Annotated in this window: 24 protein-coding genes and 1 pseudogene; 10 read left to right on the plus strand and 15 right to left on the minus strand. The window is 69.8% G+C overall.

Annotated elements, in window-relative coordinates; translation table 11 throughout:
- Positions 1 to 68 precede the first annotated feature (68 nt).
- Complete coding sequence (gene disA / locus OG758_RS23585; protein ID WP_116511422.1) at positions 69 to 1,193, plus strand: DNA integrity scanning diadenylate cyclase DisA; 1,125 nt, start codon at positions 69 to 71, stop codon at positions 1,191 to 1,193.
- Positions 1,194 to 1,531: 338 nt separating this feature from the next.
- On the opposite strand, the gene OG758_RS23590 is transcribed toward disA, so the two are convergent.
- The gene (locus tag OG758_RS23590; RefSeq protein ID WP_326711796.1) at positions 1,532 to 2,326 is read right to left on the minus strand and encodes a hypothetical protein; all 795 of its coding nucleotides are present in this window, start codon (positions 2,324 to 2,326) and stop codon (positions 1,532 to 1,534) included.
- Positions 2,327 to 2,511: 185 nt separating this feature from the next.
- On the opposite strand from OG758_RS23590, the gene OG758_RS23595 reads away from it, so the two are divergent.
- Positions 2,512 to 3,153 carry a phosphatase PAP2 family protein gene (locus tag OG758_RS23595; RefSeq protein WP_326711797.1) on the plus strand — a complete coding sequence of 214 codons (642 nt, stop codon included), beginning with the start codon at positions 2,512 to 2,514 and terminating at the stop codon, positions 3,151 to 3,153.
- Here the strand turns inward: OG758_RS23595 and OG758_RS23600 are convergent, their stop codons facing one another.
- Positions 3,154 to 3,618, minus strand: coding sequence for a response regulator transcription factor (locus OG758_RS23600; protein WP_326716010.1), 465 nt, complete (start codon positions 3,616 to 3,618; stop codon positions 3,154 to 3,156).
- A gap of 798 nt (positions 3,619 to 4,416) precedes the next feature.
- Between OG758_RS23600 and OG758_RS23605 the strand changes: the two genes are divergently transcribed.
- From OG758_RS23605 to cseC, 5 genes are all read left to right on the plus strand, one after another.
- The gene (locus OG758_RS23605; protein WP_326711798.1) at positions 4,417 to 5,313 is read left to right on the plus strand and encodes an A/G-specific adenine glycosylase; all 897 of its coding nucleotides are present in this window, start codon (positions 4,417 to 4,419) and stop codon (positions 5,311 to 5,313) included.
- Positions 5,314 to 5,494: 181 nt separating this feature from the next.
- Positions 5,495 to 6,043 (plus strand): SigE family RNA polymerase sigma factor, encoded by a 549-nt coding sequence (locus tag OG758_RS23610; protein ID WP_116511432.1) that lies wholly within the window; start codon positions 5,495 to 5,497, stop codon positions 6,041 to 6,043.
- Positions 6,031 to 6,687 carry a hypothetical protein gene (locus tag OG758_RS23615; RefSeq protein ID WP_326711799.1) on the plus strand — a complete coding sequence of 219 codons (657 nt, stop codon included), beginning with the start codon at positions 6,031 to 6,033 and terminating at the stop codon, positions 6,685 to 6,687. The genes OG758_RS23610 and OG758_RS23615 overlap by 13 nt, the downstream gene beginning before the upstream one ends.
- An 81-nt stretch (positions 6,688 to 6,768) precedes the next feature.
- Positions 6,769 to 7,485, plus strand: coding sequence for a two-component system response regulator CseB (cseB, locus tag OG758_RS23620; RefSeq protein WP_326711800.1), 717 nt, complete (start codon positions 6,769 to 6,771; stop codon positions 7,483 to 7,485).
- A 170-nt stretch (positions 7,486 to 7,655) separates the two neighbouring features.
- On the plus strand, positions 7,656 to 9,035 hold the full coding sequence (gene cseC / locus OG758_RS23625; RefSeq protein ID WP_326711801.1) for a two-component system sensor histidine kinase CseC: 1,380 nt from the start codon (positions 7,656 to 7,658) through the stop codon (positions 9,033 to 9,035).
- 22 nt (positions 9,036 to 9,057) lie between these two features.
- Here the strand turns inward: cseC and OG758_RS23630 are convergent, their stop codons facing one another.
- The 3 genes from OG758_RS23630 to OG758_RS23640 all read right to left on the minus strand — a co-directional run bounded on the left by OG758_RS23630 (position 9,058) and on the right by OG758_RS23640 (position 11,884).
- Positions 9,058 to 9,504, minus strand: a complete 447-nt coding sequence (locus OG758_RS23630; RefSeq protein ID WP_326711802.1) for a VOC family protein — start codon at positions 9,502 to 9,504, stop codon at positions 9,058 to 9,060.
- A 52-nt stretch (positions 9,505 to 9,556) separates the two neighbouring features.
- Positions 9,557 to 9,994, minus strand: coding sequence for a helix-turn-helix transcriptional regulator (locus OG758_RS23635; RefSeq protein ID WP_326716011.1), 438 nt, complete (start codon positions 9,992 to 9,994; stop codon positions 9,557 to 9,559).
- Positions 9,995 to 10,147: 153 nt separating this feature from the next.
- Complete coding sequence (locus OG758_RS23640) at positions 10,148 to 11,884, minus strand: MDR family MFS transporter (RefSeq protein WP_326711803.1); 1,737 nt, start codon at positions 11,882 to 11,884, stop codon at positions 10,148 to 10,150.
- A 147-nt stretch (positions 11,885 to 12,031) separates the two neighbouring features.
- On the opposite strand from OG758_RS23640, the gene OG758_RS23645 reads away from it, so the two are divergent.
- Positions 12,032 to 12,604 carry a TetR/AcrR family transcriptional regulator gene (locus tag OG758_RS23645; protein ID WP_326711804.1) on the plus strand — a complete coding sequence of 191 codons (573 nt, stop codon included), beginning with the start codon at positions 12,032 to 12,034 and terminating at the stop codon, positions 12,602 to 12,604.
- A gap of 71 nt (positions 12,605 to 12,675) precedes the next feature.
- Here OG758_RS23645 and OG758_RS23650 read toward each other — a convergent pair whose 3' ends face one another.
- The gene (locus OG758_RS23650) at positions 12,676 to 13,353 is read right to left on the minus strand and encodes a M23 family metallopeptidase (protein WP_326711805.1); all 678 of its coding nucleotides are present in this window, start codon (positions 13,351 to 13,353) and stop codon (positions 12,676 to 12,678) included.
- 463 nt (positions 13,354 to 13,816) lie between these two features.
- Between OG758_RS23650 and OG758_RS49085 the strand changes: the two are divergent.
- A pseudogene (locus OG758_RS49085) lies at positions 13,817 to 13,975 on the plus strand (NACHT N-terminal Helical domain 1-containing protein); the annotation flags it as partial.
- Positions 13,976 to 14,556: 581 nt separating this feature from the next.
- Here OG758_RS49085 and OG758_RS23660 read toward each other — a convergent pair.
- Complete coding sequence (locus OG758_RS23660; RefSeq protein ID WP_326711806.1) at positions 14,557 to 17,082, minus strand: ATP-dependent Clp protease ATP-binding subunit; 2,526 nt, start codon at positions 17,080 to 17,082, stop codon at positions 14,557 to 14,559.
- Between the two features lie 442 nt (positions 17,083 to 17,524).
- On the opposite strand from OG758_RS23660, the gene OG758_RS23665 reads away from it, so the two are divergent.
- Positions 17,525 to 18,100, plus strand: a complete 576-nt coding sequence (locus OG758_RS23665; protein ID WP_326711807.1) for an SCO3374 family protein — start codon at positions 17,525 to 17,527, stop codon at positions 18,098 to 18,100.
- Here OG758_RS23665 and OG758_RS23670 read toward each other — a convergent pair.
- The 8 genes from OG758_RS23670 to nadC all read right to left on the minus strand — a co-directional run bounded on the left by OG758_RS23670 (position 18,079) and on the right by nadC (position 24,413).
- On the minus strand, positions 18,079 to 18,417 hold the full coding sequence (locus tag OG758_RS23670; protein ID WP_100597736.1) for a histone-like nucleoid-structuring protein Lsr2: 339 nt from the start codon (positions 18,415 to 18,417) through the stop codon (positions 18,079 to 18,081). The two genes, OG758_RS23665 and OG758_RS23670, sit on opposite strands and share 22 nt — an antisense overlap.
- 238 nt (positions 18,418 to 18,655) lie before the next feature.
- Complete coding sequence (locus tag OG758_RS23675) at positions 18,656 to 19,198, minus strand: amino-acid N-acetyltransferase (protein ID WP_326711808.1); 543 nt, start codon at positions 19,196 to 19,198, stop codon at positions 18,656 to 18,658.
- A gap of 9 nt (positions 19,199 to 19,207) precedes the next feature.
- Positions 19,208 to 19,726: a BlaI/MecI/CopY family transcriptional regulator gene (locus OG758_RS23680; protein ID WP_326716012.1), complete on the minus strand. Its 519-nt coding sequence runs from the start codon at positions 19,724 to 19,726 to the stop codon at positions 19,208 to 19,210.
- A gap of 95 nt (positions 19,727 to 19,821) precedes the next feature.
- Positions 19,822 to 20,004, minus strand: coding sequence for a hypothetical protein (locus OG758_RS23685; RefSeq protein ID WP_266672987.1), 183 nt, complete (start codon positions 20,002 to 20,004; stop codon positions 19,822 to 19,824).
- Positions 20,005 to 20,017: 13 nt separating this feature from the next.
- A complete protein-coding gene (locus tag OG758_RS23690; RefSeq protein ID WP_326711809.1) occupies positions 20,018 to 20,653 on the minus strand; it encodes a hypothetical protein in 636 nt (211 codons plus the stop codon).
- Positions 20,654 to 20,810: 157 nt separating this feature from the next.
- A complete protein-coding gene (locus OG758_RS23695; protein WP_326711810.1) occupies positions 20,811 to 22,409 on the minus strand; it encodes a hypothetical protein in 1,599 nt (532 codons plus the stop codon).
- Positions 22,410 to 22,635: 226 nt separating this feature from the next.
- Positions 22,636 to 23,433, minus strand: coding sequence for a type III pantothenate kinase (locus OG758_RS23700; RefSeq protein ID WP_100597731.1), 798 nt, complete (start codon positions 23,431 to 23,433; stop codon positions 22,636 to 22,638).
- Positions 23,434 to 23,438: 5 nt separating this feature from the next.
- Complete coding sequence (gene nadC, locus OG758_RS23705; RefSeq protein WP_326711811.1) at positions 23,439 to 24,413, minus strand: carboxylating nicotinate-nucleotide diphosphorylase; 975 nt, start codon at positions 24,411 to 24,413, stop codon at positions 23,439 to 23,441.
- Between the last annotated feature and the right edge of the window lie 2 nt (positions 24,414 to 24,415).

Below are 24,415 nucleotides of genomic sequence, written 5' to 3' on the forward strand. Positions count from 1 at the left end.
AGATCTGTGCGTTTCGCAAGATCTGGGACTTCTGCGATATCTGCGACATCTGCGACCGGAGGAGTGCAGTGGCAGCCAACGACCGGGCAGCAGCTCCCGGCAAGTCCGGCGGGAGCTCCGGTGCCGATGGGCTGATGCGCGCCTCACTGAGCGCGGTCGCGCCCGGTACGGCGCTGCGTGACGGCCTCGAGCGAATCCTCCGCGGCAACACCGGCGGACTCATCGTTCTCGGCTGGGACAAGACCGTCGAGTCGATGTGTACCGGCGGTTTCATCCTGGACGTCGAGTTCACCGCGACGCGTCTGCGCGAGCTGTGCAAGCTCGACGGCGGCATCGTCATCGACAAGGACATCACCAAGATCCTTCGGGCGGGCGTCCAGTTGGTGCCCGACCCCACGATCCCCACGGAGGAGACGGGCACGCGGCACCGCACCGCGGACCGGGTGAGCAAGCAGGTCAGCTTCCCCGTGGTCTCGGTGTCTCAGTCGATGCGGCTCATCGCCCTTTACGTGGACGGGCAGCGGCGCGTCCTCGAGGACTCGGCCGCGATTCTCTCGCGGGCGAATCAGGCGCTTGCCACTCTTGAGCGGTACAAGCTCCGCTTGGACGAGGTGGCCGGGACGCTCTCCGCGCTCGAGATCGAGGATCTCGTGACCGTGCGGGATGTGACCGCGGTCGCGCAGCGGCTGGAGATGGTGCGGCGCATCGCCACCGAGATCGCCGAGTACGTGGTGGAGCTCGGGACGGATGGCCGACTGCTCGCCCTTCAGCTCGACGAGTTGATCGCCGGGGTGGAGCCCGAGCGGGAGCTCGTCGTTCGGGACTATGTGCCCGAACCTACGGCCAAGCGGTCCCGGACCGTCGACGAGGCGCTGTTCGAGCTCGACGCGCTGACACATGCCGAGCTTCTCGAACTGCCCACTGTGGCACGCGCGTTGGGGTACACCGGGTCTCCGGAGACCCTGGACTCGGCCGTTTCGCCTCGCGGGTTCCGGCTGTTGGCGAAGGTGCCTCGGCTGCCCGGGGCCATCATCGACCGGCTTGTCGAGCACTTCGGGGGGCTGCAGAAGCTGCTCGCCGCCAGCGTCGATGATCTGCAGGCCGTGGACGGCGTCGGGGAGGCCCGTGCCCGGAGCGTGCGGGAAGGGCTCTCGCGGTTGGCCGAGTCGTCGATCCTGGAGCGGTACGTCTAGAGGCTTCTCCCAGGGGCGCCTTGGGGCGCCTCTCGGGGCTGCTTGCGGGGGCTGGGGCGGGGGCCGAGTGCGGCCCGGTGGGCTCGCCCCGCCGTCTTCGGGTGCGGGACCGCGCCGGGATGTACGTGCTCGCTGTTCTACGGGGCCTCGTCACCCAGCTGATTACCTGTACGTGGTGCTGGTGGCTCCGCGCGCACATCCCGCCACGGCCCCTCCCGTTTCGTACGCGGCTGATCGCCGGTGGGGCGCTCGCCGGCCCGCCCCTCTCGTACGCGGCTGATCGCCGGTGGGCGCCTCGGGCGGTTTCCGCTGATCGTTCCGTCAGAGGGGTGGTGGTGTCAGTCCTTGGCCAGTACGAAGGATGCCTGGGCCTTGGGGAGTTGGGGTGCCTTTGCCTCTACCAGATAGGTGCCTGGCGTTGCCGGGCCCGTCTTCGGGGTTGCGCACTCGGGGGCGCTGGCCTTGCGGTCCCACTCGACCGTGTGCGTGATGTGGGCGCCTGCCGGTACGCGTAGCAGGAGGCTGCCGGCACCCTTGGGACAGTCGGCGGAGGACCAGATCTCGGTGTCGCTGGATGCTTGAGTGACCGTCAGGACCGCGCTCTTCGGGCCCAGATCGACCTTGCAGTCCTTCGCCGTCGTGTTCTTGGCGGCCAGCTCGAACTTCGGCTTCTCGCCCGGCGCGTACGAGTTGTGGACGCTGCGCAGCGTCAGCGTCACGCCGCCTGTCGTGCAGTCGGGGAGACTTGAGCCCGCGGGGAGCCGGTCGCCCGCGCCTGTCCCGCCCTTCGCACCGTCATCGGGTCCCGCCCCTGAGCCGGCCGTGCCGGAGCCCGAACCGTCGCCGTTGGCGCCGTCGGAGGAACCGTCGTCACCGCCGCCGCCCGACTCGTCGCGGCCGCCCGGGTGTTGGCTGATCGCCGGTCCGGACCCGGAGGGGCCGGGCGTGATGGAGGAGGGCGCGGTGTCCTTGCCGTTCGAGCCACCGGCGCCGGTCTTGCTGCCTCCGCCACCGGAGTTGACGGCCCATACGATCAGCAGCGCGAGCAGCGCCACCATGGACAGCAGAACGGCCCTCCGTCGCCAGTAAATGGTGGAGGGAAGCGGCCCGATCGGATTGCGCAGAGATCCCACGGCGCAAACTGTACGAGAGATCCGTCCGTTCTCCCGCCCCCACCCGCCGCCACGGCCCCTGAGTTTTGCGGATCATAGTCCCGGGCGGCGGTTCCGGCGCGGGGACAACCCCTGTCTTTCGTCAGGTACGGGACGAGACCATCGCAGGATGTGATGGTGCTGGGGCATTACGTACCGCCCGTGTCATGGGAATCTTCGACTCCGACCTCTATCGCGACATCACCGGCTTCGCCCACGACACCCCGTCGTGGTTCCAGCACCTCATGGAGGTGTTCACCGAGCTGGGGCTGTTGGTCTTCGCCGTGCTCTTCGTCGCCGTCTGGTGGCGGGCCCGGCGCGGTGATCCACGGGCCCTGGCCGTCGCGGTGCTCGCCCCGCTGGCCACCGGCCTCGCCTACGTGTGCAGCGAGCTGGTCAAGTCCGGTGTCGACGAAGAGCGTCCCTGCCGGGCCGTTTCCGACGCCCTGACCTCTCTTGTCGCGTGTCCGCCTCATGGCGACTGGTCGTTCCCCAGCAACCACGCCACCATCGCGGCCGCCTCCGCCGTCGGCCTCACCCTCGCCTGGCCCGCCATCGGCCGGCTCACCGTCCCTCTCGCCCTCCTCATGGCCTTCTCCCGCGTCTTCGTCGGCGTCCACTACCCGCACGACGTGGCGGTGGGGCTGGCGGTCGGGGCTCTTGTCTCGTTCGTCACGGTGCGGCTCTGTGTGGGGAGTGGGGCTCGGGTCGTCGTGGCCATGCGGGGGTCCGGTAGTGAGGTTGTCCGCTGGTTCGCCGGGTCGGGGGTGGTGAGCGGGTATGCGGCCGTCGGCGGTCACCGGCGGTGATCAGACCAGGCCCGCCTCGCACGCCACGCTGGCCGCCTGCACTCCGTTCCTGACCTCCAGACGGTCGAGGACCGCGCTCACGTAGGCCTTCACCGTGCCCTCCACCAGGTGCAGGCGGCGCGCGATCTCCGGGTTCGAGGGGCCCGCGCCCACCAGGCCCAGCACCTCCTCCCGTTCACGTGGGGTGAGCGCGGCCACGCGCGCCCTGGCCGCTGCCTCTCGGCCCAGGCACTGTGCCCCGAAGCCGTCGATCACGTGGCGCGCCACCTTCGGTGACAGGAACGCGGCGCCCATCGCCACCGCCGTGCCCGGCACGGCTCGTACTGTCTCCTCCGCCGCCTCCAGCCCGTCCAGGCGTGGCATACGGATGTCCAGGAGCGCCACGTCGGGGCGGTGGGCCTGCGCCAAGCTCACCGCCTCACGGCCGTCCGCCGCCTCCGCCACCACCTCGACGTCGCCGATCACCGCCTGCCGCCTGCCGCCTGCCGCCTGCCGCCTGCCGCCTGCCGCCTGCCGCCTGCCGCCTGCCGCCTGCCGCCTGCCGCCTGCCGCCTGCCGCCTGCCGCCTGCCGCGAGGATCGCGCTCACCCGCCCGGATCATCGCTTCGTCGTCCGTCAGCAGGACTCGGATCATCTCGCCCCCTCCCGTTTTTGTTCCTGCACCTGGTCTGTCGTGCCTGGTCCGGGGGACACGCTCTTCTCCAGTCGGTGGCGGGGCTCCGGGGGCATGTTTCGCCGCATTCGTCAGAGCCAGAGCTTCCTGGATCACTCGGTATGTGGCGCGGGTGGTGTGAGTGGTGGTGGTGCCGGTTGCGTTCGAGAGCAGCGCGGCACCCGTCGCCATGCCGCGCCGGCCCAGCAGGAAGGCGAAGACCGCCGGCGCGCTGCCGTACGAGAGTGTGAAGAGGGAGGGGGACGTCGCGATGCCCGGTGCGGCCGCGAACAGGAACGCCGTCGCGGGCCAGGTGCGGTGCAGGGCTGTCGTGGCGGCCAGCACCGCGAAGCCGGTGAGCTGCTCCCACAGCGGGCTTCGCTCCAGGCCTAGGCGCTCTGCGGCGGCGACGGGGACGGCCAGGCCGCCCAGTGCAAGGGGCCCGCTACTGCGGGCTGAGGTCTCACGTCTTCCGAAGGTACAAGCGCCGACCGGGACGCCGCCCCTGCCGATCGTCAGGGTGGGCGTCAAGCGAAGCGAGGCCGAGCCAACCCGTTTGCGTCACAGCGTGGCCGCGCCGTCCCCGCTCCCCATGGCAGGATCGTCCTGCCATGACTGCGCCCACGAACACCAGCACCGAGTCCCTGCACGCTCCCGTCATCGACTGGTTCGCGGAGAATGCCCGCGACCTGCCGTGGCGCCGCCCCGACGCGGGTCCCTGGGGCGTGATGGTCAGCGAGTTCATGCTCCAGCAGACGCCGGTGAGCCGCGTCCTTCCCGTGTACGAGCAGTGGCTCGCACGGTGGCCGCGCCCCGCCGATCTGGCCAAGGAGGCGCCCGGCGAGGCCGTGCGCGCCTGGGGCAGACTCGGCTATCCCCGCCGCGCGCTGCGGTTGCACGGCGCCGCCGTCGCCATAACGGAACGGCACAGCGGCGACGTACCCTCCGCTCACTCCCAACTGCTCGCGCTGCCCGGCATCGGTGAGTACACGGCCGCCGCCGTGGCCTCCTTCGCGTACGGGCAGCGGCACGCCGTCCTCGACACGAACGTACGGCGCGTGTTCGCGCGGGCCGTGAGCGGTGTGCAGTACCCGCCGAACGCCACGACTGCGGCCGAACGCAAGCTCGCCCGAGCCCTGTTGCCCGAGCAGGAGTCGACGGCCTCGCGCTGGGCCGCCGCCTCCATGGAGCTCGGCGCCCTCATCTGCACGGCGAAGAACGAGAGTTGCCACCGTTGCCCCATCGCCGCCCAGTGCGCGTGGCGGCTCGCCGGCAAGCCCGACCACGTGGGTCCGCCGCGCCGCGGGCAGACGTACGCAGGCACGGACCGGCAGGTGCGCGGGAAGCTGCTGGCCGTGCTGCGGGAAGCCGTCTCGCCGGTTCCCCAGGCGGCGTTGGACCGCGTGTGGGACGAGCCGGTGCAGCGGGCGCGCGCCCTCGACGGGCTCGTGGCGGACGGGCTCGTGGAGCCGCTGCCGGACGGCTTCTACCGGCTGCCGCTGAGCTGACGGGCGTACGGGTTTACCCACGACTTACGTCTGTTACACAACCGACGGCCAGCCGTGCGCCCGCCGCAGGCTGAAGCGGACAACCCCGTGACAACGCCTCCGTAGCTTCTTCCGTGTACCGATCACCCACAGGTGACGGACAGGGAAAGCGCGAACGGTTCGCGAACGGGAGGCGGTTGGCATGGCGCACGGCGAGGTGCTCGAGTTCGAGGAGTACGTCCGCACTCGGCAGGACGCCCTGCTGCGCAGCGCCCGGCGCCTCGTGCCGGACCCTGTCGACGCCCAGGACCTGCTCCAGACGGCGTTGGTGCGGACGTTCGGCCGCTGGGACGGCATAGCCGACAAGCGCCTCGCCGACGCCTATCTGCGCCGGGTCATGATCAATACGCGTACGGAGTGGTGGCGCGCCCGCAAGCTCGAAGAGGTGCCCACCGAACAGCTGCCCGACGCGAGCATCGACGACTCGACCGAGCAGCACGCCGATCGCGCGCTCCTCATGGACATCATGAAGGTGCTGGCTCCCAAGCAGCGCAGCGTGGTGGTGCTGCGACACTGGGAGCAGATGTCCACAGAGGAGACGGCCGCCGCCCTCGGCATGTCGGCCGGAACCGTGAAGAGCACGCTGCACCGGGCGCTGGCCCGGCTCCGCGAGGAGCTGGAGAGCCGGGACCGCCACGAGTCCGGCCACCGCGTGCTCGAACGGGAGGAGACGGAGCGTTGCGCGGCCTAGGCATACGTGCCGGTCGGGTCCTGAAGGCGGGGAGTACGGCGGTGGCCGCGCTCGCCGCCATCGGCCTTTTCCTCGGCGCCCTCACGGCCTGCTCGGCCGGCGGCACCGGCGCCCGCGACGAAGGGCCCGCCCGCTCCGACCCGGGGCCCTCGGCCGCCCCGAAGGCCGTGTCGTCCTCCCCGTCCTCCCCTGCGCCCAAGACGGTGAACGCGGTCCGGCTCGTCAAGAACGACCCGGCGGTGAGCACGGAGGTCAAGCGCGACCTCAAGCCCTGCGTGGGGCACGAGTACCCGGTCGACGTGTCCTACGGGAACCTGACGGGGAACACGTCGAGCGACGTCGTGGTCAACGTCATGACCTGCGGAGACGCCGTCAGCATCGGCAGCTACGTGTACCGCGACACCGGCGGGAAGTACGAGAACGTCTTCAAGGCCGAGGAGCCTCCGGTGTACGCGGAGATAGACCGGGGCGACCTCGTCGTCACCAAGCAGGTGTACGAGAAGGGCGACTCGGTGGCGTATCCCTCGGGTGAGGACGTCCTGACGTACCGCTGGACCACCGGCCGGTTCGTCGAGCAGGCCAGAACGCACAACGACTACAGCAACGCGGTGAACGGGGACACGCCCGAGCCGTCCGACAACTGAGCGGCGGGCCGGACAGCCCCGACCATGCAGATGACGGACCAGACCACTTTTCGGACGACGTATCAGGAGCAGCGGATTCGGATGGCAGAGCACACTCACGTCCTCTTCGTCGAGGACGACGACGTCATCCGCGAGGCCACCCAGCTCGCCCTCGAGCGGGACGGCTTCGTGGTCACAGCCATGCCGGACGGCCTCGCGGGCCTGGAGGCGTTCCGCGCGAACCGGCCCGACATCGCGCTGCTCGATGTGATGGTGCCGGGCCTGGACGGCGTGAGTCTGTGCCGCCGCATCCGTGACGAGTCCACCGTCCCCGTGATCATGCTGTCGGCGCGGGCCGACTCGATCGACGTGGTGCTCGGCCTGGAGGCCGGCGCGGACGACTACGTGACCAAGCCGTTCGACGGGGCCGTCCTCGTGGCGCGGATCCGGGCCGTCCTGCGGCGCTTCGGGCACGCGAGCGGGTCGGCGTCCGGCGCGGCGCCGGCCGTCCCTGACGGCTCCGGCACGACCGCCAGTGTCCTGCACTTCGGCGATCTGGAGATCGACACCGAGGGCATGGAGGTCCGCAAGGAGGGGGCCACGGTCGCGCTGACGCCGACCGAGATGCGGCTGCTCCTGGAGTTCTCGTCCGCGCCCGGCACCGTCCTCTCCCGCGACAAGCTCCTCGAACGCGTGTGGGACTACGGCTGGGGCGGGGACACCCGCGTCGTCGACGTCCATGTGCAGCGGCTGCGCACGAAGATCGGCCAGGACCGGATCGAAACGGTCCGCGGCTTCGGCTACAAGCTCAAGGCCTGACGGGCCGTGCCGGGTCGAGGTGTCGTGTCGGGGCCGGGTGGCTTGTCGGGACCGGGTGGCTTGTCGGGACCGGGTGGCTTGTCCGGGCCGGGTGTCCGGAAAATCGGTTACCCGGTCGGTGCATGTGCCGGCCGGGTCATTCGCTGTCTCACGAGGAACGGGATCGGGATATGAGGGGGGCCGCCGCGACCGTGCGCGCCCGGCTCGGGCAGCCGCTGCGGCTGCCGCTGAGACGGCTGCGCCCGGTGCTGCACACCGGGGTCCGCTGGAAGATCAGCGTCGCCATCGCCCTGGTCGGGGCGCTCGTCGCCGTCGCCCTGAGCCTGGTCGTGCACAACGCGGCGCGCGTCTCGATGCTGGACAACGCGCGCGACGTGCAGGACGAACGCATCCAGTTCGTGGCGCGCCAGTACGAGGCCACCGGACGCGGCCTCCCCGTCGGCTTCAAGGTCGACGACCCGGGCATACCCCCTGACCTGCGCAAGAAGGCGATGGCCGGGCGGCGCGCCACTTTCGTCTCCGAACAGGTCGGCGGCGTACCCGACATATGGGCCGCGGTCCCGCTCGGCGACGGGCGCCTGCTGTCCGTGCACACCCGCTTCACCGACCGCAGCGCCACCGTCATGAAGGACCTCGACCAGGCCCTGATCATCGGCTCGATCTCGGTGGTCTTCGGCGGGTGCGCCCTCGGCGTGCTCATCGGCGGCCAGGTGTCACGGCGCCTGCGCAAGGCGGCGTCCGCGGCCAGGGAGGTCGCGCAGGGGCGGACCGACGTACGGGTCGGGGACGCCATCGGCGGCGTCGTACGCGACGAGACCGACGATCTCGCGCAGGCCGTCGACGCGATGGCCGACGCCCTGAAGCAGCGCCTCGAGGCCGAGCGCCGGGTCACCGCGGACATCGCGCACGAGCTGCGTACGCCGGTGACCGGACTGCTCACCGCGGCCGAGCTGCTGCCGCCCGGACGCCCGAGCGAGCTGGTCAAGGACCGGGCCCAGGCGATGCGCACCCTCGTCGAGGACGTGCTCGAAGTGGCGCGTCTGGACAGCGCGGCCGAGCGCGCCGAGCTCCAGGACCTGCTGCTGGGCGAGTTCGTGACGCGGCGGGTCGGCGCGCGCCACGCGGACGTACGGGTGAGCGTGGTGCACGAGTCGGAGGTCACCACCGACCCGCGCCGCCTCGAACGCATCCTCTTCAACCTCCTCGCCAACGCCGCGAAGCACGGCAAGCCGCCGGTCGAGGTCAGCGTCGAGGGCCGGGTGGTGCGTGTGCGCGATCACGGGCCCGGGTTCCCGGAGGAGCTGCTCGACGAGGGGCCGAGCCGCTTCCGTACGGGCGCGGCGGACCGCGCGGGCCACGGGCACGGTCTCGGTCTCACGATCGCCGCGGGTCAGGCGCGCGTGCTCGGCGCCCGCCTCACCTTCCGCAACGTGCGCCCGCCGGGCGCTCCTTCGATGACTCCGTCCGAGGGGGCGGTCGCGGTGCTGTGGCTGCCGGAGCACGCGCCGACGAACACGGGAAGCTTCCCGATGCTGCGCCTGCCGGACTGAGGGCGGCTCCGAACGAGAGGTCTCAGCTGGTGGCCCACTCCTTGTCGAGGTCTAGCCCCTCGTTCCGCTGCGTGAACGAGAACCAGTTCCCGGAGTCGTCGCGGAAGATCGCCTCGGTCCCGTACGGGCGCTCCTGCGGCTCCTGGAGGAACTGCACCCCGCGCCCCTTGAGCCGCTCGTAGTCCCCGTGGATGTCGTCCGTGACCAGGACGCCGGCCCCGAGAATGCCCTTGGAGACCAGCTTCTTCACCGCCTCGGCCGACTCGGGGTCCATCGCGGGCACCCCGGGCACCATCAGCGTCAGCTCGACGTCGGGCTGGTCCTTGGCGCCCACGGTCAGCCAGCGCATACCGCCCTCGCCCATGGTCATGTCCGTACGCACCTCGAGTCCCAGCTTCTCGGTGTAGAACTCCTTGGCCCGGTCCTGGTCGAGAACCCAGACGGTGGAAATGGCGAGTCCCTTGATCATGATGCGCTCCGCAGTGGTCGGGCCACGCGCCGGCGGATCCGGCCGTGCCCTGTCACCGTAGGCAGTCGCCCCCCGCCTCCGCTTCTCCAGAATTGCGCTCCTCGCCGGCCCCCTGACCCGTACTCCCGGACGGCCCCCTGCCGGGGAAGCCGCCGGCCCACAACATCGCGTAACACCCGGGGATGAGCGCCGCCCCGCGCCCCACGTGCTTCGCCCGGTACTCGCTCGGTGTCAGGCCCGTCTGTCTCTTGAACCGGGACGAGAACGTGCCCAGGCTGCTGAATCCCACGAGGCCGCAGATCTCCGTGACCGACAGGTCCGCCGATCTCAGCATCTCCTCGGCCCGCTCGATCCGACGGCGCGTCAGATACTGCCCCGGCGTCTCCCCGTACGCCTCCTTGAAGCACCGCACGAAGTGGTAGCGCGAATAACCGGCATGGGCCGCCACCGCGTCCAGGTCGAGCCCGGCCTCGGCCCAATCGCGGTCCATCGCGTCCTTGGCGAGCCGCAGCTGCCGCAATTTCTCCACGTCACCGATGCTGGCACGCCCCACTGACAACGGCCTCGGCACGGCGAAGGCCCCCGGTGCACATCAGCGCACCGGGGGCCTTCACACAAGCCGAGGAGGATCGGGACGACCCGCTCAGACGGTCTCGGAGACCGTCCTGCCGTCCGCCGCGGCGTCCCCGGCCGCGACCCCCTCGACCGGCTTCGCGTCGGCCGTGGCCGTACCGTTCGCAGCCGCGTCGGCCGTAGCCGTACCGGCCTTGGCCATGTCGACCGGCTGCGCGTCCGCCGGACCCGCCGCCTCGGGAGAGCTCGGCGCCTCCTTGGCGGGGCCCGCGCCCCGCAGCGGCACCTCCTTCACGAAGACCGCCGCGATCAGCGCCAGGATCGCGATGACCGAACCGAGCAGGAACGCCGAGTGCGTACCGGCCGACACCGCGTGCAGGTAGGCGTCGCGCACCACGTCCGGCAGCTTGGCCAGGCCCTCGGCCGTCAGCTGCGTGGAATGCTCCGCGACCTTGCCGCCCATCGCCCCGGCCCGCTCGGCCATCACGTCCTGGACGCGATTGTTGAAGAGCGCGCCCATGATCGCGACGCCGAAGGAGGAGCCGAGCGTACGGAACAGGGTCGTGGAGGACGAGGCGACGCCCATGTCCTTCATCTCGACGCTGTTCTGCGCGACCAGCATCGTGATCTGCATCAGGCAGCCCATGCCCGCACCGAGCACGGCCATGTACAGGCCGGAGGTGAGGCGCGTCGTCTCCGTGTCCATCTGCGCGAGCAGGAAGAGTCCGGCCACCATCAGGACGCTGCCGACCAGCGGGAACACCTTGTACTTGCCGGTGCTGGTGGTGACGCGGCCCGCGACCAGCGAGACGACCATCATCGAGAGCAGCATCGGCAGGAGCAGCAGACCGGAGTTGGTCGCGTTCGCTCCCTGCACCGTCTGCTGGTAGAGCGGCAGGAAGAGCACGGCGCCGAACATCACGAAGCCGGTGATGAAGCCGATGAGGGACATCACCGTGAAGTTGCGGCTGCGGAAGATGTGCAGCGGCAGGATCGGCTCGGCCGCCTTCGTCTGGACGAAGAGGAAGCCGACGAGCGCGGCGACACCGATCGCGGCGAGCTCCATGATCACGGCGGAGCCCCAGGCGTACTGCGATCCGCCCCAGGTCGTCACGAGCACGATCGACGTGATGCCGACGGTGAGCAGCGCGGCGCCCAGGTAGTCGATCTTCCCCTTGGAGCGCTTCTTCGGCAGGTGCAGGACCGCGGTGACCATGGCGAGGGCGACGATGCCGAGCGGCAGGTTTATGTAGAAGGACCAGCGCCAGCCCCAGTTGTCGGTGATGGCGCCGCCGACGAGCGGTCCGCCGATCATGGCGAGCGCCATGACGCCGGCCATCATGCCCTGGTACTTGCCGCGCTCCCGCGGCGGAATCAGGTCACCGATGATGGCCATGACGCCGACCATCAGGCCACCGGCGCCGAGGCCCTGGATCGCGCGGAACGCGATGAGCTGGTTCATGTCCTGGGCCATGCCGCTGAGCCCGGAGCCGATCAGGAAGATCACGATCGAGGTCAGGAAGGCGCCCTTCCTGCCGTACATGTCGCCGACCTTGCCCCAGATGGGGGTCGAGGCGGCGGTCGCGAGCGTGTACGCGGTCACGACCCACGAGAGGTGTTCGAGGCCGCCCAGGTCGCCGACGATCGTGGGCATCGCGGTGCCGACGATCATGTTGTCGAGCATCGCGAGCAGCATCGCGATCATCAACGCCATCAGGACTACGCGCACGCTGCGCGGCTGCCGCTCCTTGGTGGCCGCCGTGCCGCCCCCGCCGGTGTCCACCGCCACTGTTCCGGTCTCCGCCATGATCCCCACTCCCCAGTTGCTCACTCGCCACTACTTACTTGCCGCCCGGCAAGTTGACTACACTGAGGGAAGATAGAGCGCTAACTAGCCGGGCGTCAAGTAAGTTTTCGCCCAAGGCCCGCCACCAGCACGAAGGAGCAGCCACAGATGGGCAGCAGCAAGCAGCGCCGCGGGAACACGCGGCAGCGCATCCAGGACGTGGCGCTGGAACTGTTCGCCGAGCAGGGCTACGAGAAGACCTCGCTGCGCGAGATCGCCGAGCACCTCGACGTCACCAAGGCGGCGCTCTACTACCACTTCAAGACCAAGGAAGACATCGTCGTCAGCCTCTTCGAGGACCTGACGCGGCCCATCGACGAGCTGATCGAGTGGGGCCGGGAGCAGCCCGACACCCTGGAGACCAAGCGGGAGCTCATGGAGCGCTACAGCCTGGCACTGCACGGAGCGGGGCCGCTGTTCCGCTTCATGCAGGAGAACCAGGCGACCATGCGCGAGCTGAGCATCGGCGAGCTCTTCAAGGACCGCATGAAGGCGCTCCTCGACCAGCTCCTGCCGGAGGACGCCACCATGACCGAGCGGGTCCGCTGCTTCAGCGCGATCTTCTCGATGCACGCGGGCCTGTTCGTCCTCAAGGACATCGAAGGCGACCCCGAGGAAAAGCGCAAGGCCATCCTCGAGGTCGCCACCGATCTCGTCACCCAGGCGCAGCGGGACGCCTGAGTTCTGTCATGCAGTTGTGCTCCCTGGGCGGGTGAGCTCATCCACGCGGATGAGCTCGCTCACGCAGCAGGTCAGACGGCGACGCCCATCGACTTCAGGAAGTTGACCGGGTTGACCGCGGAACCGTAGTTCGGGGTCGTGCGGATCTCGAAGTGCAGGTGCGGGCCGCTGGAGTTACCCGTGTTGCCGGAGAGCGCGATGTGCTGACCGGTGGAGACCGTCTGGCCGATGCGCACGTCGATGCGGGACAGGTGCGCGTACTGCGAGTACGTGCCGTTGCCGTGCTTGATCACGATGGCGTTGCCGTACGCCGGGCCGTCGCCGCCGCCGTAGGGGCCGGCCTTGACGACGGTGCCGCCGTGGGCGGCCATGACGTTGGTGCCGATCGGCACGGCGAAGTCCTGGCCGGAGTGCTTGTGCGACCACATGTTGCCGCCGAGGCCGAAGCCCGCGGACAGCTCGTAGCTCTTGACCGGGTCTATCCAGCTGACGGCCTTCTTCGCCGCGGCCTGCTTGACCTGCGCGGCGTGAACCTTGGCCTGCTCGGCGGCCTTGGCCTGGGCCTTGGCCTGCGCCTGGACCGAAGCGGCAGCCACGCTGGGCAGCGCGACGCTTCCCTGAGTGCTTTCGGCGGCGACCGCGGCCCCGGCCCCCAGCAGCGCCGTGGCTCCCATGGCGACGGTGACGACGGCCGCCCGAGTACGGAGCAGGGACGAGCCGGAAGAAGGAGTCATGGTGCGCTTCGACATTCGGGAATTACCTCCGCGTTGATGACAGGAACAGACCGGCACTCGTTGGTGACGTGCCGGGCTGGCTGTTCATTGGTAACCCGGGAACCCATCTCGACTCAAAGGCCCCATCTACTACCCAAAGCCGTACCAAAAGACCAGGACTTCTACCTCTTGACGGCCCTCGAAGACCCCCTGCGACCTGTCGGTTTTATGCCCCGATTCCAGATTTAGGGCCACTTCGAACCCCTGCGTTCCGGCGCCCCACCGGCCACATGCCCCACCGATCCAAGAAACGGACATTTCGGTAGAACCCATCGATGCCGCAGCAACCCCCCATCCCTGCAGCGCATCCACTATTGCGTCTAGTACCGGACAAAACACCTGTGCGCCATGTCACCGGGAGGCAAGATCCAGAGACCCGCGAATGTGACGCGGGCTACGCCGAAGCGCCTGGTTTCACGGCCTTTCGGGGGGCGCGCAGATGGATCCCGCAGTCCTCGGCACACGCCTGGCGTCGAGCGTGCTCCCGCCTCTGGTGAAGCAGCTCCTCACCCGTGACGGCCCCGGCGCGGGCCAGGTGGACAAGCCCGTACGCCTCTCGGGCCTCGTCACCTTCCACGGCGAGAAGCGGACCCTCGGGCTCACCTGCCTGTCCCGGGTGACCAGCCTTTCCTCGCTCAGCGTCATCCAGCCGGTCCCCGGCGACTCGCTCGCCGCGCTCCTGCCGGTCGGGGCCCCGCTCGACCAGCTCATCCTCGGCCGAGGCGCCACGGAGGCCACCGGACTCAACGGCCTGGGCGCGCTCCCCGAGCTGACCTGGCCGAACCTGTCCAGCGACACGGCCGCGCTCGGCCCACGCGACTGGGAACAGCTCGCCCGGCATCCCGCGCTCACCCGTCTCTCCCTCGGCGGCCGGCTCCTGCCCCCGCACGGCCTGTCCAGCGAGCTGCCAGGCATCCGCGTCCTCACCCTCCGCCTGGAGGCGGGAACCGAGGAGCACGTCTGCTGCTTCGCCCCCGCCGTCCCGTACGCGGACGAGGTGCGCCTCCACTTCGCCGAGGACGCCGCACCGGCTGCCGACGCCATCTACGCCGGCCTCTTCCCGCAAGCCGAGGTCACCGTCCACCGCCGGGGTCGCTGAATCACGGGAGCACGGCAAAGGGGCTGCCCCAGGACCGAAGTCCTGGGGCAGCCCCTTTGACTCAGCGCATCCCCGAAGGGTTACGCCTCCTTGCTCAGATTCGGACCGGCTCCGCCGGCCGCCTGCTCGATCGGCGGGACGTCCGGCAGCGGGGACTTCTCCTCGCCGCGGAAGGTGAACGTCTTGGCGTCACCCTCGCCCTCCGTGTCGACGACCACGATGTGGCCCGGACGCAGCTCGCCGAAGAGGATCTTCTCGGAGAGCGAGTCCTCGATCTCGCGCTGGATCGTGCGTCGCAGCGGACGCGCGCCGAGCACGGGGTCGTAACCCTTCTTGGCCAGCAGGTCCTTCGCGGACTGGCTGAGCTCGATGCCCATGTCCCGGTCCTTGAGGCGCTCGTCGACCTTGCCGATCATCAGGTCGACGATCTGGAGGATGTCGTCCTGGGTCAGCTGCGGGAAGACGACGACGTCGTCCACGCGGTTGAGGAACTCGGGACGGAAGTGCTGCTTGAGCTCGTCCGAGACCTTGTTCTTCATCCGCTCGTAGTTGGACTTCGTGTCACCCGTGGCCGCGAAGCCCAGGTTGAAGCCCTTCGAGATGTCCCGCGTGCCGAGGTTGGTCGTCATGATGATGACCGTGTTCTTGAAGTCCACGACCCGGCCCTGGGAGTCGGTCAGGCGACCGTCCTCCAGGATCTGCAGCAACGAGTTGAAGATGTCCGGGTGGGCCTTCTCGACCTCGTCGAAGAGAACCACCGAGAACGGCTTGCGCCGCACCTTCTCCGTCAGCTGGCCGCCCTCTTCGTAGCCCACGTAACCGGGGGGCGAACCGAAGAGACGCGAGACCGTGTGCTTCTCGCTGAACTCCGACATGTCGAGGGAGATCAGCGCGTCCTCGTCACCGAAGAGGAACTCGGCGAGCGCCTTGGACAGCTCGGTCTTACCGACACCGGACGGGCCCGCGAAGATGAACGAGCCACCGGGGCGCTTCGGGTCCTTCAGACCGGCACGCGTACGGCGGATCGCCTTCGAGAGCGCCTTGACGGCGTCCTTCTGACCGATGACGCGCTTGTGGAGCTCGTCCTCCATGCGCAGCAGACGCGAGGACTCCTCCTCGGTCAGCTTGAAGACGGGAATGCCGGTCGCGGTCGCGAGGACCTCGGCGATCAGCTCGCCGTCGACCTCGGCGACGACGTCCATGTCGCCGGCCTTCCACTCCTTCTCGCGCTTGGCCTTCGCCGCCAGCAGCTGCTTCTCCTTGTCGCGGAGCGAAGCTGCCTTCTCGAAGTCCTGGGAGTCGATGGCCGACTCCTTGTCGCGGCGCACGCCCGCGATCTTCTCGTCGAACTCGCGGAGGTCCGGCGGCGCGGTCATCCGGCGGATGCGCATCCGGGAACCGGCCTCGTCGATCAGGTCGATCGCCTTGTCCGGCAGGAAGCGGTCCGAGATGTACCGGTCGGCGAGCGTCGCCGCCTGCACGAGGGCCTCGTCCGTGATCGAGACGCGATGGTGGGCCTCGTAGCGGTCGCGCAGACCCTTGAGGATCTCGATCGTGTGCGGCAGCGACGGCTCCGCCACCTGGATCGGCTGGAAGCGGCGCTCGAGAGCGGCGTCCTTCTCCAGGTGCTTGCGGTACTCGTCGAGCGTGGTCGCACCGATGGTCTGGAGCTCACCGCGGGCCAGCATCGGCTTCAGGATCGAAGCGGCGTCGATGGCTCCCTCGGCGGCACCCGCACCGACCAGCGTGTGCAGCTCGTCGATGAACAGGATGATGTCGCCGCGGGTGCGGATCTCCTTGAGGACCTTCTTCAGGCGCTCCTCGAAGTCACCGCGGTAGCGGGAACCGGCGACCAGCGCGCCCAGGTCGAGGGTGTAGAGGTGCTTGTCCTTGAGGGTCTCGGGCACCTCGCCCTTGACGATGGCCTGCGCGAGGCCCTCGACGACGGCGGTCTTGCCGACGCCGGGCTCGCCGATGAGGACCGGGTTGTTCTTCGTACGGCGGGACAGCACCTGCATGACCCGCTCGATCTCCTTCTCGCGCCCGATGACCGGGTCGAGCTTGGATTCGCGGGCGGCCTGCGTGAGGTTCCGGCCGAACTGGTCGAGGACCAGGGACGTGGAGGGCGTGCCCTCGGCAGGACCGCCGGCGGCGGCGGTCTCCTTGCCCTGGTAGCCGGAGAGCAGCTGGATGACCTGCTGCCGCACCCGGTTGAGATCGGCGCCCAGCTTGACCAGGACCTGGGCGGCGACGCCCTCGCCCTCACGGATCAGGCCGAGCAGGATGTGCTCCGTGCCGATGTAGTTGTGACCCAGCTGAAGCGCCTCGCGGAGCGACAGCTCCAGGACCTTCTTGGCACGGGGGGTGAAGGGGATGTGCCCGGACGGGGCCTGCTGGCCCTGACCGATGATCTCCTCCACCTGCTGGCGGACCGCCTCGAGCGAAATCCCGAGGCTCTCCAGGGCCTTAGCGGCGACACCCTCACCCTCGTGGATCAGGCCCAGGAGGATGTGCTCGGTGCCGATGTAGTTGTGGTTGAGCATCCGGGCTTCTTCCTGAGCCAGGACGACAACCCGCCGCGCGCGGTCGGTGAACCTCTCGAACATCGTTAATCGCTCCTCAGAGCGGTCAGGCAGTAAGGGGACGCTCCCCTCCCTGTCCTTCCGCAGCTTAGTCCCGCAAGCGGGGACCGCTCATTCCAACTGCCGACACCCGGACCCCATCTCGGAGGTTCTCCTGACGCGAACGCCGACAACTGCTCCAACACCGATGGTGCGAGACGATGTTCCCGCAGGCCAGGCAGTTACCCCCACCATCAGTACGCCGATGGCGAACGCAAGAGGGCCAGAACCCACGTGTCGCCCCTCCTCACTAGGGATGTCTTACCCGCCAGGAGTGACAGTCCATGCGGCGCGCCCCGGTTCCCTCCGCTACGGGCGAACACCCTTGCGCCGCCCAACGCCTCCGCACGCCCCCATTCGAGAAACTCTACGCACTCACCTGACAACGTTGCGTAACTCATGAGGGTTCCCGGCGGTTGCTCCGGACATGGTCTCCATCGTGCCCACCGTGCCCCTGCCCCGTCGACCGCTCGACGCGGGCGACCCGGTGCGGGAGTGGTACGAGAACGCGCTCGGCTGGGCCACCGCGCCGGGCCCCAAGGGCCTTCAGCTGCTGACGGGGCTGCGCTTCGACGTACTGGAGCTGCCCGCGGAGGCGGGACGTGCCGTGCTGCGGCGGCTGGACCCCGGATGCCCGGTGGCCCTGCAAGGGGAGACGATGCGCCTGCTGGTGGCCGCAGGCAGCGCGGAGGAGCTGCCGGGGCTGCTCGACTGGCTGGAGTGGGGGGCGCTGCCCCTCGACCTCACCGTGGTCGGTGCTGGCGGGCGGATCGACGCGCCCGCGCCCGCGGGAGTGCCGGACCCGCAGGAGGCCGCTGTCTGGGTGCGGCCCCCCGAGCCCGGATGCGACGTCGAGCCGACACTTCCGGCCCTGACGGCGCTGTCGGCCGTAGGGGGCGGTGGGGGCGCCCCCGGTCTCGTACGGCTGGTGGAAACGGCGGCGACCCACTGCCACCGGATCCGGTTGCGACGTGCCTGCGCTCAGCCGTTGGCCTTCTCGTAGGCCTCACGGATGGATGCGGGGACACGGCCGCGGTCGTTGACCTCGTAACCGTTCTCCTTGGCCCATGCACGGATCTGCGCCGTGTCCTGGCTGCCGCCGGCCACCGCGGCGCGCGCCTTGCCGCGTCCGCCGGCGGAACGGCCTCCGGTACGACGACCACCCTTGAGGTACGGCTCAAGAAGTCCGCGGAGCTTGTCCGCGTTGGCGGTGGTGAGGTCGATCTCGTAAGTCTTGCCGTCCAACGCGAACGTCACGGTCTCGTCCGCCTCGCCACCGTCGAGGTCGTCGACAAGAAGGACCTGAACCTTCTGTGCCACCGGATTTCCTTTCATCGATATCTGTAGGGCCGGACCCCACGACCTCAGTCGTTGATTCGCCGTCCCCTTGTTATATGCAGTACGCAGTACGTCGGAAAGCAAACCGCTTTTGCTGGAAAAACACAAACCCCTGGGAGAGATCCAGGAGAGACCAAGGACCCGAGAAGCCCGGAAAGATGCGCGTTTCGGACATAGGGCACCTGGGCAGGGAGCTGCTCAGGAATACCGGGGGGGGCGATCACAGATGCAGAAGCATCCGGCTGTTGCCCAAGGTGTTCGGTTTCACTCGTTCGAGACCGAGGAACTCCGCGACGCCCTCGTCATAGGAACGCAAGAGCTCGCTGTAGACATCGGTGTCGATGGTATCGACGGGTGCCTCTCCGATCTCCACGAAGCCGTGGTTCGCGAAGAACTCCACTTCGAAGGTGAGACAGAAAACCCGGCGAACACCGATCCAGCGCGCGGTCTGCAGCAACTTCTGGAGCAGTTGGTGACCGACACCCGCGCCCCTGACCACCGGATTCACGGCGAGGGTGCGGACTTCCGCGAGGTCTTCCCACATCACATGCAGGGCACCGCAGCCGACGACCTCCGCGTTGTCGTCGCGTTCCGCGACCCAGAACTCCTGGATGTCCTCGTAAAGCGTCACGGTGGCTTTGTCGAGCAGGATCCCCTCGCGGCTGTACGCGTCGAGGAGTCGGCGCACGGACGGCACATCGGCCGTCCTCGCCCTGCGCACGGTGACTGCTTTTGCGGTGACTTCGGGGAGCTGTGCTGGCATGAGCGGACGCTATCGCCCGGCGTCCGAGGCCGGTTCCCCGGGTCCTTCGGGTTCCTCGGGCCCTTCCGATGCTTCAGGCGCTTCAGACTGCTCGGAGTCCTGTGGCTCTTCACGCCCCTCGCCGGCGTCAGAGCCTTCCGGCTCTCGAGTCGTGAGGGTCTTCGCCTGAGGCCCCTGCACCATGCGTACGGCATCGCTCAGCGCTTCGCGTTGTTCCGGCGACATCATGCCGAAGAAGGCGACGAGAGCCGCCGCAGGGTTGTCACTCTGGGACCATGCGTCGTTCATCAGCGCGGCGGAGTAGGCGGCGCGAGTGGAGACGGCCTCATATCTATAGGCCCGGCCTTCCGCTTCGCGGCGCACCCAGCCCTTCTGGTGGAGATTGTCCAAAACGGTCATGACCGTGGTGTAGGCGATGGACCGTTCCTGCTGGAGGTCTTCCAGGACTTCGCGAACCGTCACGGGGCGGTTCCACTTCCACACCCGTGTCATCACTGCGTCTTCGAGTTCTCCCAATGGGCGCGGCACGAACAGCACACTAGTGGCAGAAGTCGGCAATAGGGCGCCGGACGTGGCGAACGGCGCCTAATAACGACAAAAAGGGCGCCCGTGGGGCGCCCTTCTCAGATGTCGCTCAGCTGCGGGCCGGCCTGGCGGGCCGCCTCGGCGCGGGCGATCGCCGCGTCGACGGCCGCGTCCTCCTTGGCCTTCTTGTCGCCGCCCTGAGACTTCACGATCGTCACGATGAGACCGATGAAGAAGACGGCCATCACTACGGGGGGCACGAGCGCGGAGACGTAGTCCATGCCCCCAGAGTAGCTATCCGACGGCGAGCTCCTGCGGCGGGGCCGCGGGGGGCGCGGGGCGGCGCTTGGGCGGGAAGACCTCGGCCGGGGTGGGCATGGGGCGCGGCGGGGCCGGGGGGTTCGCCGGGGGCCGGGGGGCGGATGCCGGCTTCCCCGTGGCGGCGAGGCCTCCGGGCAGGGCGAGCAGCCGGGTACGGGAGGCCGGGACGCGGGGCTGCGCGACGCGCTTTTCCGCGCGCGCCGGTGCCCAGCCCTCGAGTCTGGCCCGCACGTCGCGCTCGGCGAGCGTGCGGCAGCGTTCGAGGAGGATGGCGGCGGAGGGGTTGGCACGCAGGGCGCGCAGGGCGGCGAGGTCGTCGGCGCCGGGCTGGTAGCCCGCCGCGAGCGCCTCGTCGAGCAGTTCCAGGTAGCCGGTGGCGGTGCCGGGTAGGGCGGCCCGATAGCGGGCGAGGTCGGCCAGCAGGAAGGCGCGGATGCGGACGCCTTCGTCGGCAGCCTCGTCGACCGATTCGGCGAGCCGGAGGCAGTCCTGGATGTCCTCGGCGGAGACGGGACTGGGGTGAAGGGCAATGGCGAGGGCGCGTCGGAGCACACGCAGCTCTTCAGCGCCGAACGCCATGCCGCCGCGGTTTCCGTAGGGCGTGGGCATGGGCCGACGATACGCAGCACGACGGACAAAATCCGCTTAACCGCCAATTTGCGGCGTGGCTCACCGCCGGACCGGCCACCCAGGCCACTCGGCGTGGAGTCACTCAGCCCCGAGTCACTCGCCCCGGGTCACCCGCGCCCGGGGCACTCCGCCCAGGTCACTCCGCCCGGCGGCGCGACATGGCGAACACGATCGCGCCCACGCCGAGCGCCGCCGCGGCCGCCGCGGCCAGCCACGGCAGGAACCCCGCGCCGGTCGCCGCCATGGACCCGGACGTGCCCGACGTCCCCGAGCCGCCCGACGTCACGGAGGCCGTGGCGGAAGCGGAGGGCGAGGGGGTCGCGGTGCCGTCCGAGGCCGACGGGGACGGCGACGGGGAGGAGGACGCGTCGCCGACGGTGATCGCCGCCTCGTCGTTCGACTGGTCCGGGTCGTTCAGGACGATCCCGTCGCCGGGGCGCACGGTGACCGTGCCGCGGGCGGCGCCGGCGGCGAGGTCCTTCTCGTAGCCGACCTGGAAGCGGTACATCTGGCCGTCGCCGCTCTCCTCGGAGACGGTGTCCGGGCAGAGGTAGCGACGGTGGCCCGGCTCGAAGGGCGAGGTCTTGCCGCCGGTGTACGTGTAGCAGTCGCCGCTCGCCTGGTCGTCGGGCTCCTCGTCGACGCGCACGCTCTTGGCGACGACGCCCTCGGGGAGCCTCACCTCGGCGAAGGCCACGGGCTTGCCGTCGGGGTGGGCGACCACGGCGGGGCCCGCGTTGCGCAGGCCGAAGGCGAGCGGGTGGGTGGAGCCCTTCTTGCCGGGTACGAGGACGGCGCCGACCGCGAGGAAGTCCGCGGCGTTGTCGGCGTCGTACGTCACCCGGTGGCTGTCGGCGAAGTCCTTGCCCGTGGCGGGAGTCAGGGTGAGCGCTGCGCCCTTGCCGGGAGTGCCGCCGGTGTCCGTACCGGAGGAGGCCGGCAGGGCCTCGGCGGTGATGTCGGTCCAGGTGTGGAAGGCATCCTTGCCGAGGGACCCTTCGAGCGGGTCGGAGAATCCAACCGTGTCACCCGGGGCGATCGCCGTCTTGAAGACGCAGGTCACGTCGGCGTCGTCCCTGCCGAAGTCGCCCGGCAGGTAGAGGCAGTTGCTGTGCTTCCCGGCGAACGTGACCCCGGGGCTGCCGGTGAGGCGGACGGTGATCTGTTCGGTGGGCAGGTCGCCGGTGTTGCGCAGGACCACGGGGTAGTCGACGGACTGGCCGGGCGTCAGGCCGGACCTGGCGGGCAGTGCGGCGACCTGGATCTTCGGGGAGCCGATGACGACCTTGGAGGTCTCGGTGTCGGGGGTCGCCTTGTCGGCCGTGACCTCGTAGCGCAGCGTTCCGGTGTCGCCGGGCTTCGTGCCGGCGACCGCGCTGATCGTGAAGGGCTCGAACGGGCCGTGCAGATTGCCGTTGTCCAGGCACGTGACGACGGCGCCGTCCGTCGTGCACTGGTCGTTCTTGGCCTTGATCGTGGCGATGCCCTTGAGTCCGCTCGCGTCGATCACGAACTTGGCGTTCTCCGGCAGCGGGAGGCCTTCCACGCCGTCGTCGGCGAAGCTGTAGCCCGCGTCGGGCGCGATGGCCGTGCCCGCCGCCGGGACGGCTATCTGCGCGGGCGCGGTGATGACCGCGTAGGACTGTGTGGGGAGCGTGGGGCCGTCAGCAGCCCGGGCCGTGGCGCTCGTGAGACCGACCCCGGTCAGCGCGATCGCCGCCGTCGCAGCCGCCAACTGTCTGCCCTTACGCCACATTTCGCCCCACGTCCCTCGCATGCCGACTCGTGCCCCGTCTCTGCGGAGACGAGCGAAGCGTACGAACGGTTGCGCCCTTCGCGCACGCCTTGTCGAAAGTCCGTGCGCGAAGGGGCAGTTGAGGCGCCACCCAGAAAAGGCATGCTGCCGAAAAGGCCGACCGCCGGAAATGCCGGCCGCCGAAAGGGCGTGCTGCCGAGCGGTGTCAGGAGCGGGAGACGTTCCGCTCGTAGACCAGGCGCAGGCCGATCAGCGTCAGCCACGGCTCATGCTCGTCGATCACTGCGGCCTCGCCGAGCACCATGGGCGCCAGGCCTCCCGTGGCGATGACGGTCACGTCGTCCGGGTCGTCGGCGAGTTCGCGCGCCATACGGGTCACGACGCCGTCGACCTGGCCCGCGAAGCCGTACAGGATGCCGGACTGCATGGCCTCGACGGTGTTCTTGCCGATGACGCTGCGCGGGCGGGCGATCTCGATCTTGCGGAGCTGGGCGCCCCTGACGCCCAGGGCCTCCACGGAGATCTCGATGCCGGGGGCGATGACGCCGCCGGCGTACTCCCCGCGCGCGGAGACCGCGTCGAAGGTGGTCGCCGTGCCGAAGTCGACGACGATGGCGGGCCCCCCGTAGAGCTCGACCGCCGCCACCGCGTTGATGATGCGGTCGGCGCCGACCTCCTTGGGGTTGTCCATGAGGATCGGGACACCGGTCTTGATGCCGGGCTCCACGAGGACGGCGGGCACGTCTCCGTAGTAGCGCCGGGTGACCTCGCGCAGCTCGTGCAGGACCGAGGGGACGGTGGAGCAGATCGCGATGCCGTCGATGCCGTCGCCGAGTTCGTCGCCGAGCAGCGGGTGCATGCCCATCAGGCCCTGGAGGAGCACGGCGAGTTCGTCGGCGGTGCGGCGGGCGTCGGTGGAGATGCGCCAGTGCTCGACGATCTCCTCCCCGTCGAACAGGCCGAGGACGGTGTGCGTGTTGCCTACGTCGATGGTGAGCAGCATGGCGACTACTCCGCCGCGCGCAGGTCGAGGCCGATGTCGAGGATCGGCGACGAGTGGGTCAGCGCGCCCACCGCGAGGAAGTCGACGCCCGTCGCGGCGTACTCGCGCGCGTTCGCCAGGGTCAGCCGGCCCGAGGACTCCAGGAGGGCGCGGCCGCCCACGATCGCGACGGCCTCCTGGGTCCGGGCGGGCGTGAAGTTGTCCAGGAGGATCAGGTCGGCGCCCGCCTCGACGACCTCGCGCAGCTGGTCCAGGGTGTCGACCTCGACCTCGACGGCGAGGCCGGGGAAGGACTCCCGTACGGCCTTGAAGGCCTGCGCGACGCCGCCGGCGGCGACCACGTGGTTGTCCTTGACCAGAGCCGCGTCGGAGAGCGACATGCGGTGGTTGACGCCGCCGCCCATGCGGACGGCGAACTTCTCCAGGGAGCGCAGGCCGGGCGTCGTCTTGCGGGTGTCGCGGACCTTCGCCGTGGTCCCCTCCAGCGCGTCCGCCCACGCGCGCGTGGCGGTCGCGATGCCGGACAGGCGGCACAGGATGTTGAGGGCGCTGCGCTCGGCGGTCAGCAGGTCGCGGGTGCGGGTGGTGACGCTGAGGAGCTTCTGCCCGGCGGTGATCCGGTCGCCGTCCTCCGCGTGCCGCTCGACCTCGAACTCGTCCGTGCAGACCACGGAGAGCACGGCCTCGGCGACGCGCAGGCCCGCCACGACGCCGTCCTCGCGGGCGGTGAAGTCGGCGGTGGCGACGGCGTCCTCGGGGATGGTGGCGACCGTGGTGACGTCCACGCCGCCATCCAGATCCTCGGCGATGGCCATGTGCGCGATGTCCTCGACCTCCACGGGGTCGAGCCCCGCGTCGGCCAGGAGCTGGGAGAGGGCGGGGTCGAGGCCGCACTCCATCATGTCGGCGTCGGCTCCGCCGCAGCCGCAGCCGTCGCCGCAGCCGCCGCTCTCGGCGAGGGGGAGGTCGGGGGTACTCACGT

The sequence above is a fragment of the Streptomyces sp. NBC_01474 genome, assembly GCF_035918215.1.
In the GTDB taxonomy this organism is placed as follows: domain Bacteria; phylum Actinomycetota; class Actinomycetes; order Streptomycetales; family Streptomycetaceae; genus Streptomyces; species Streptomyces aureus.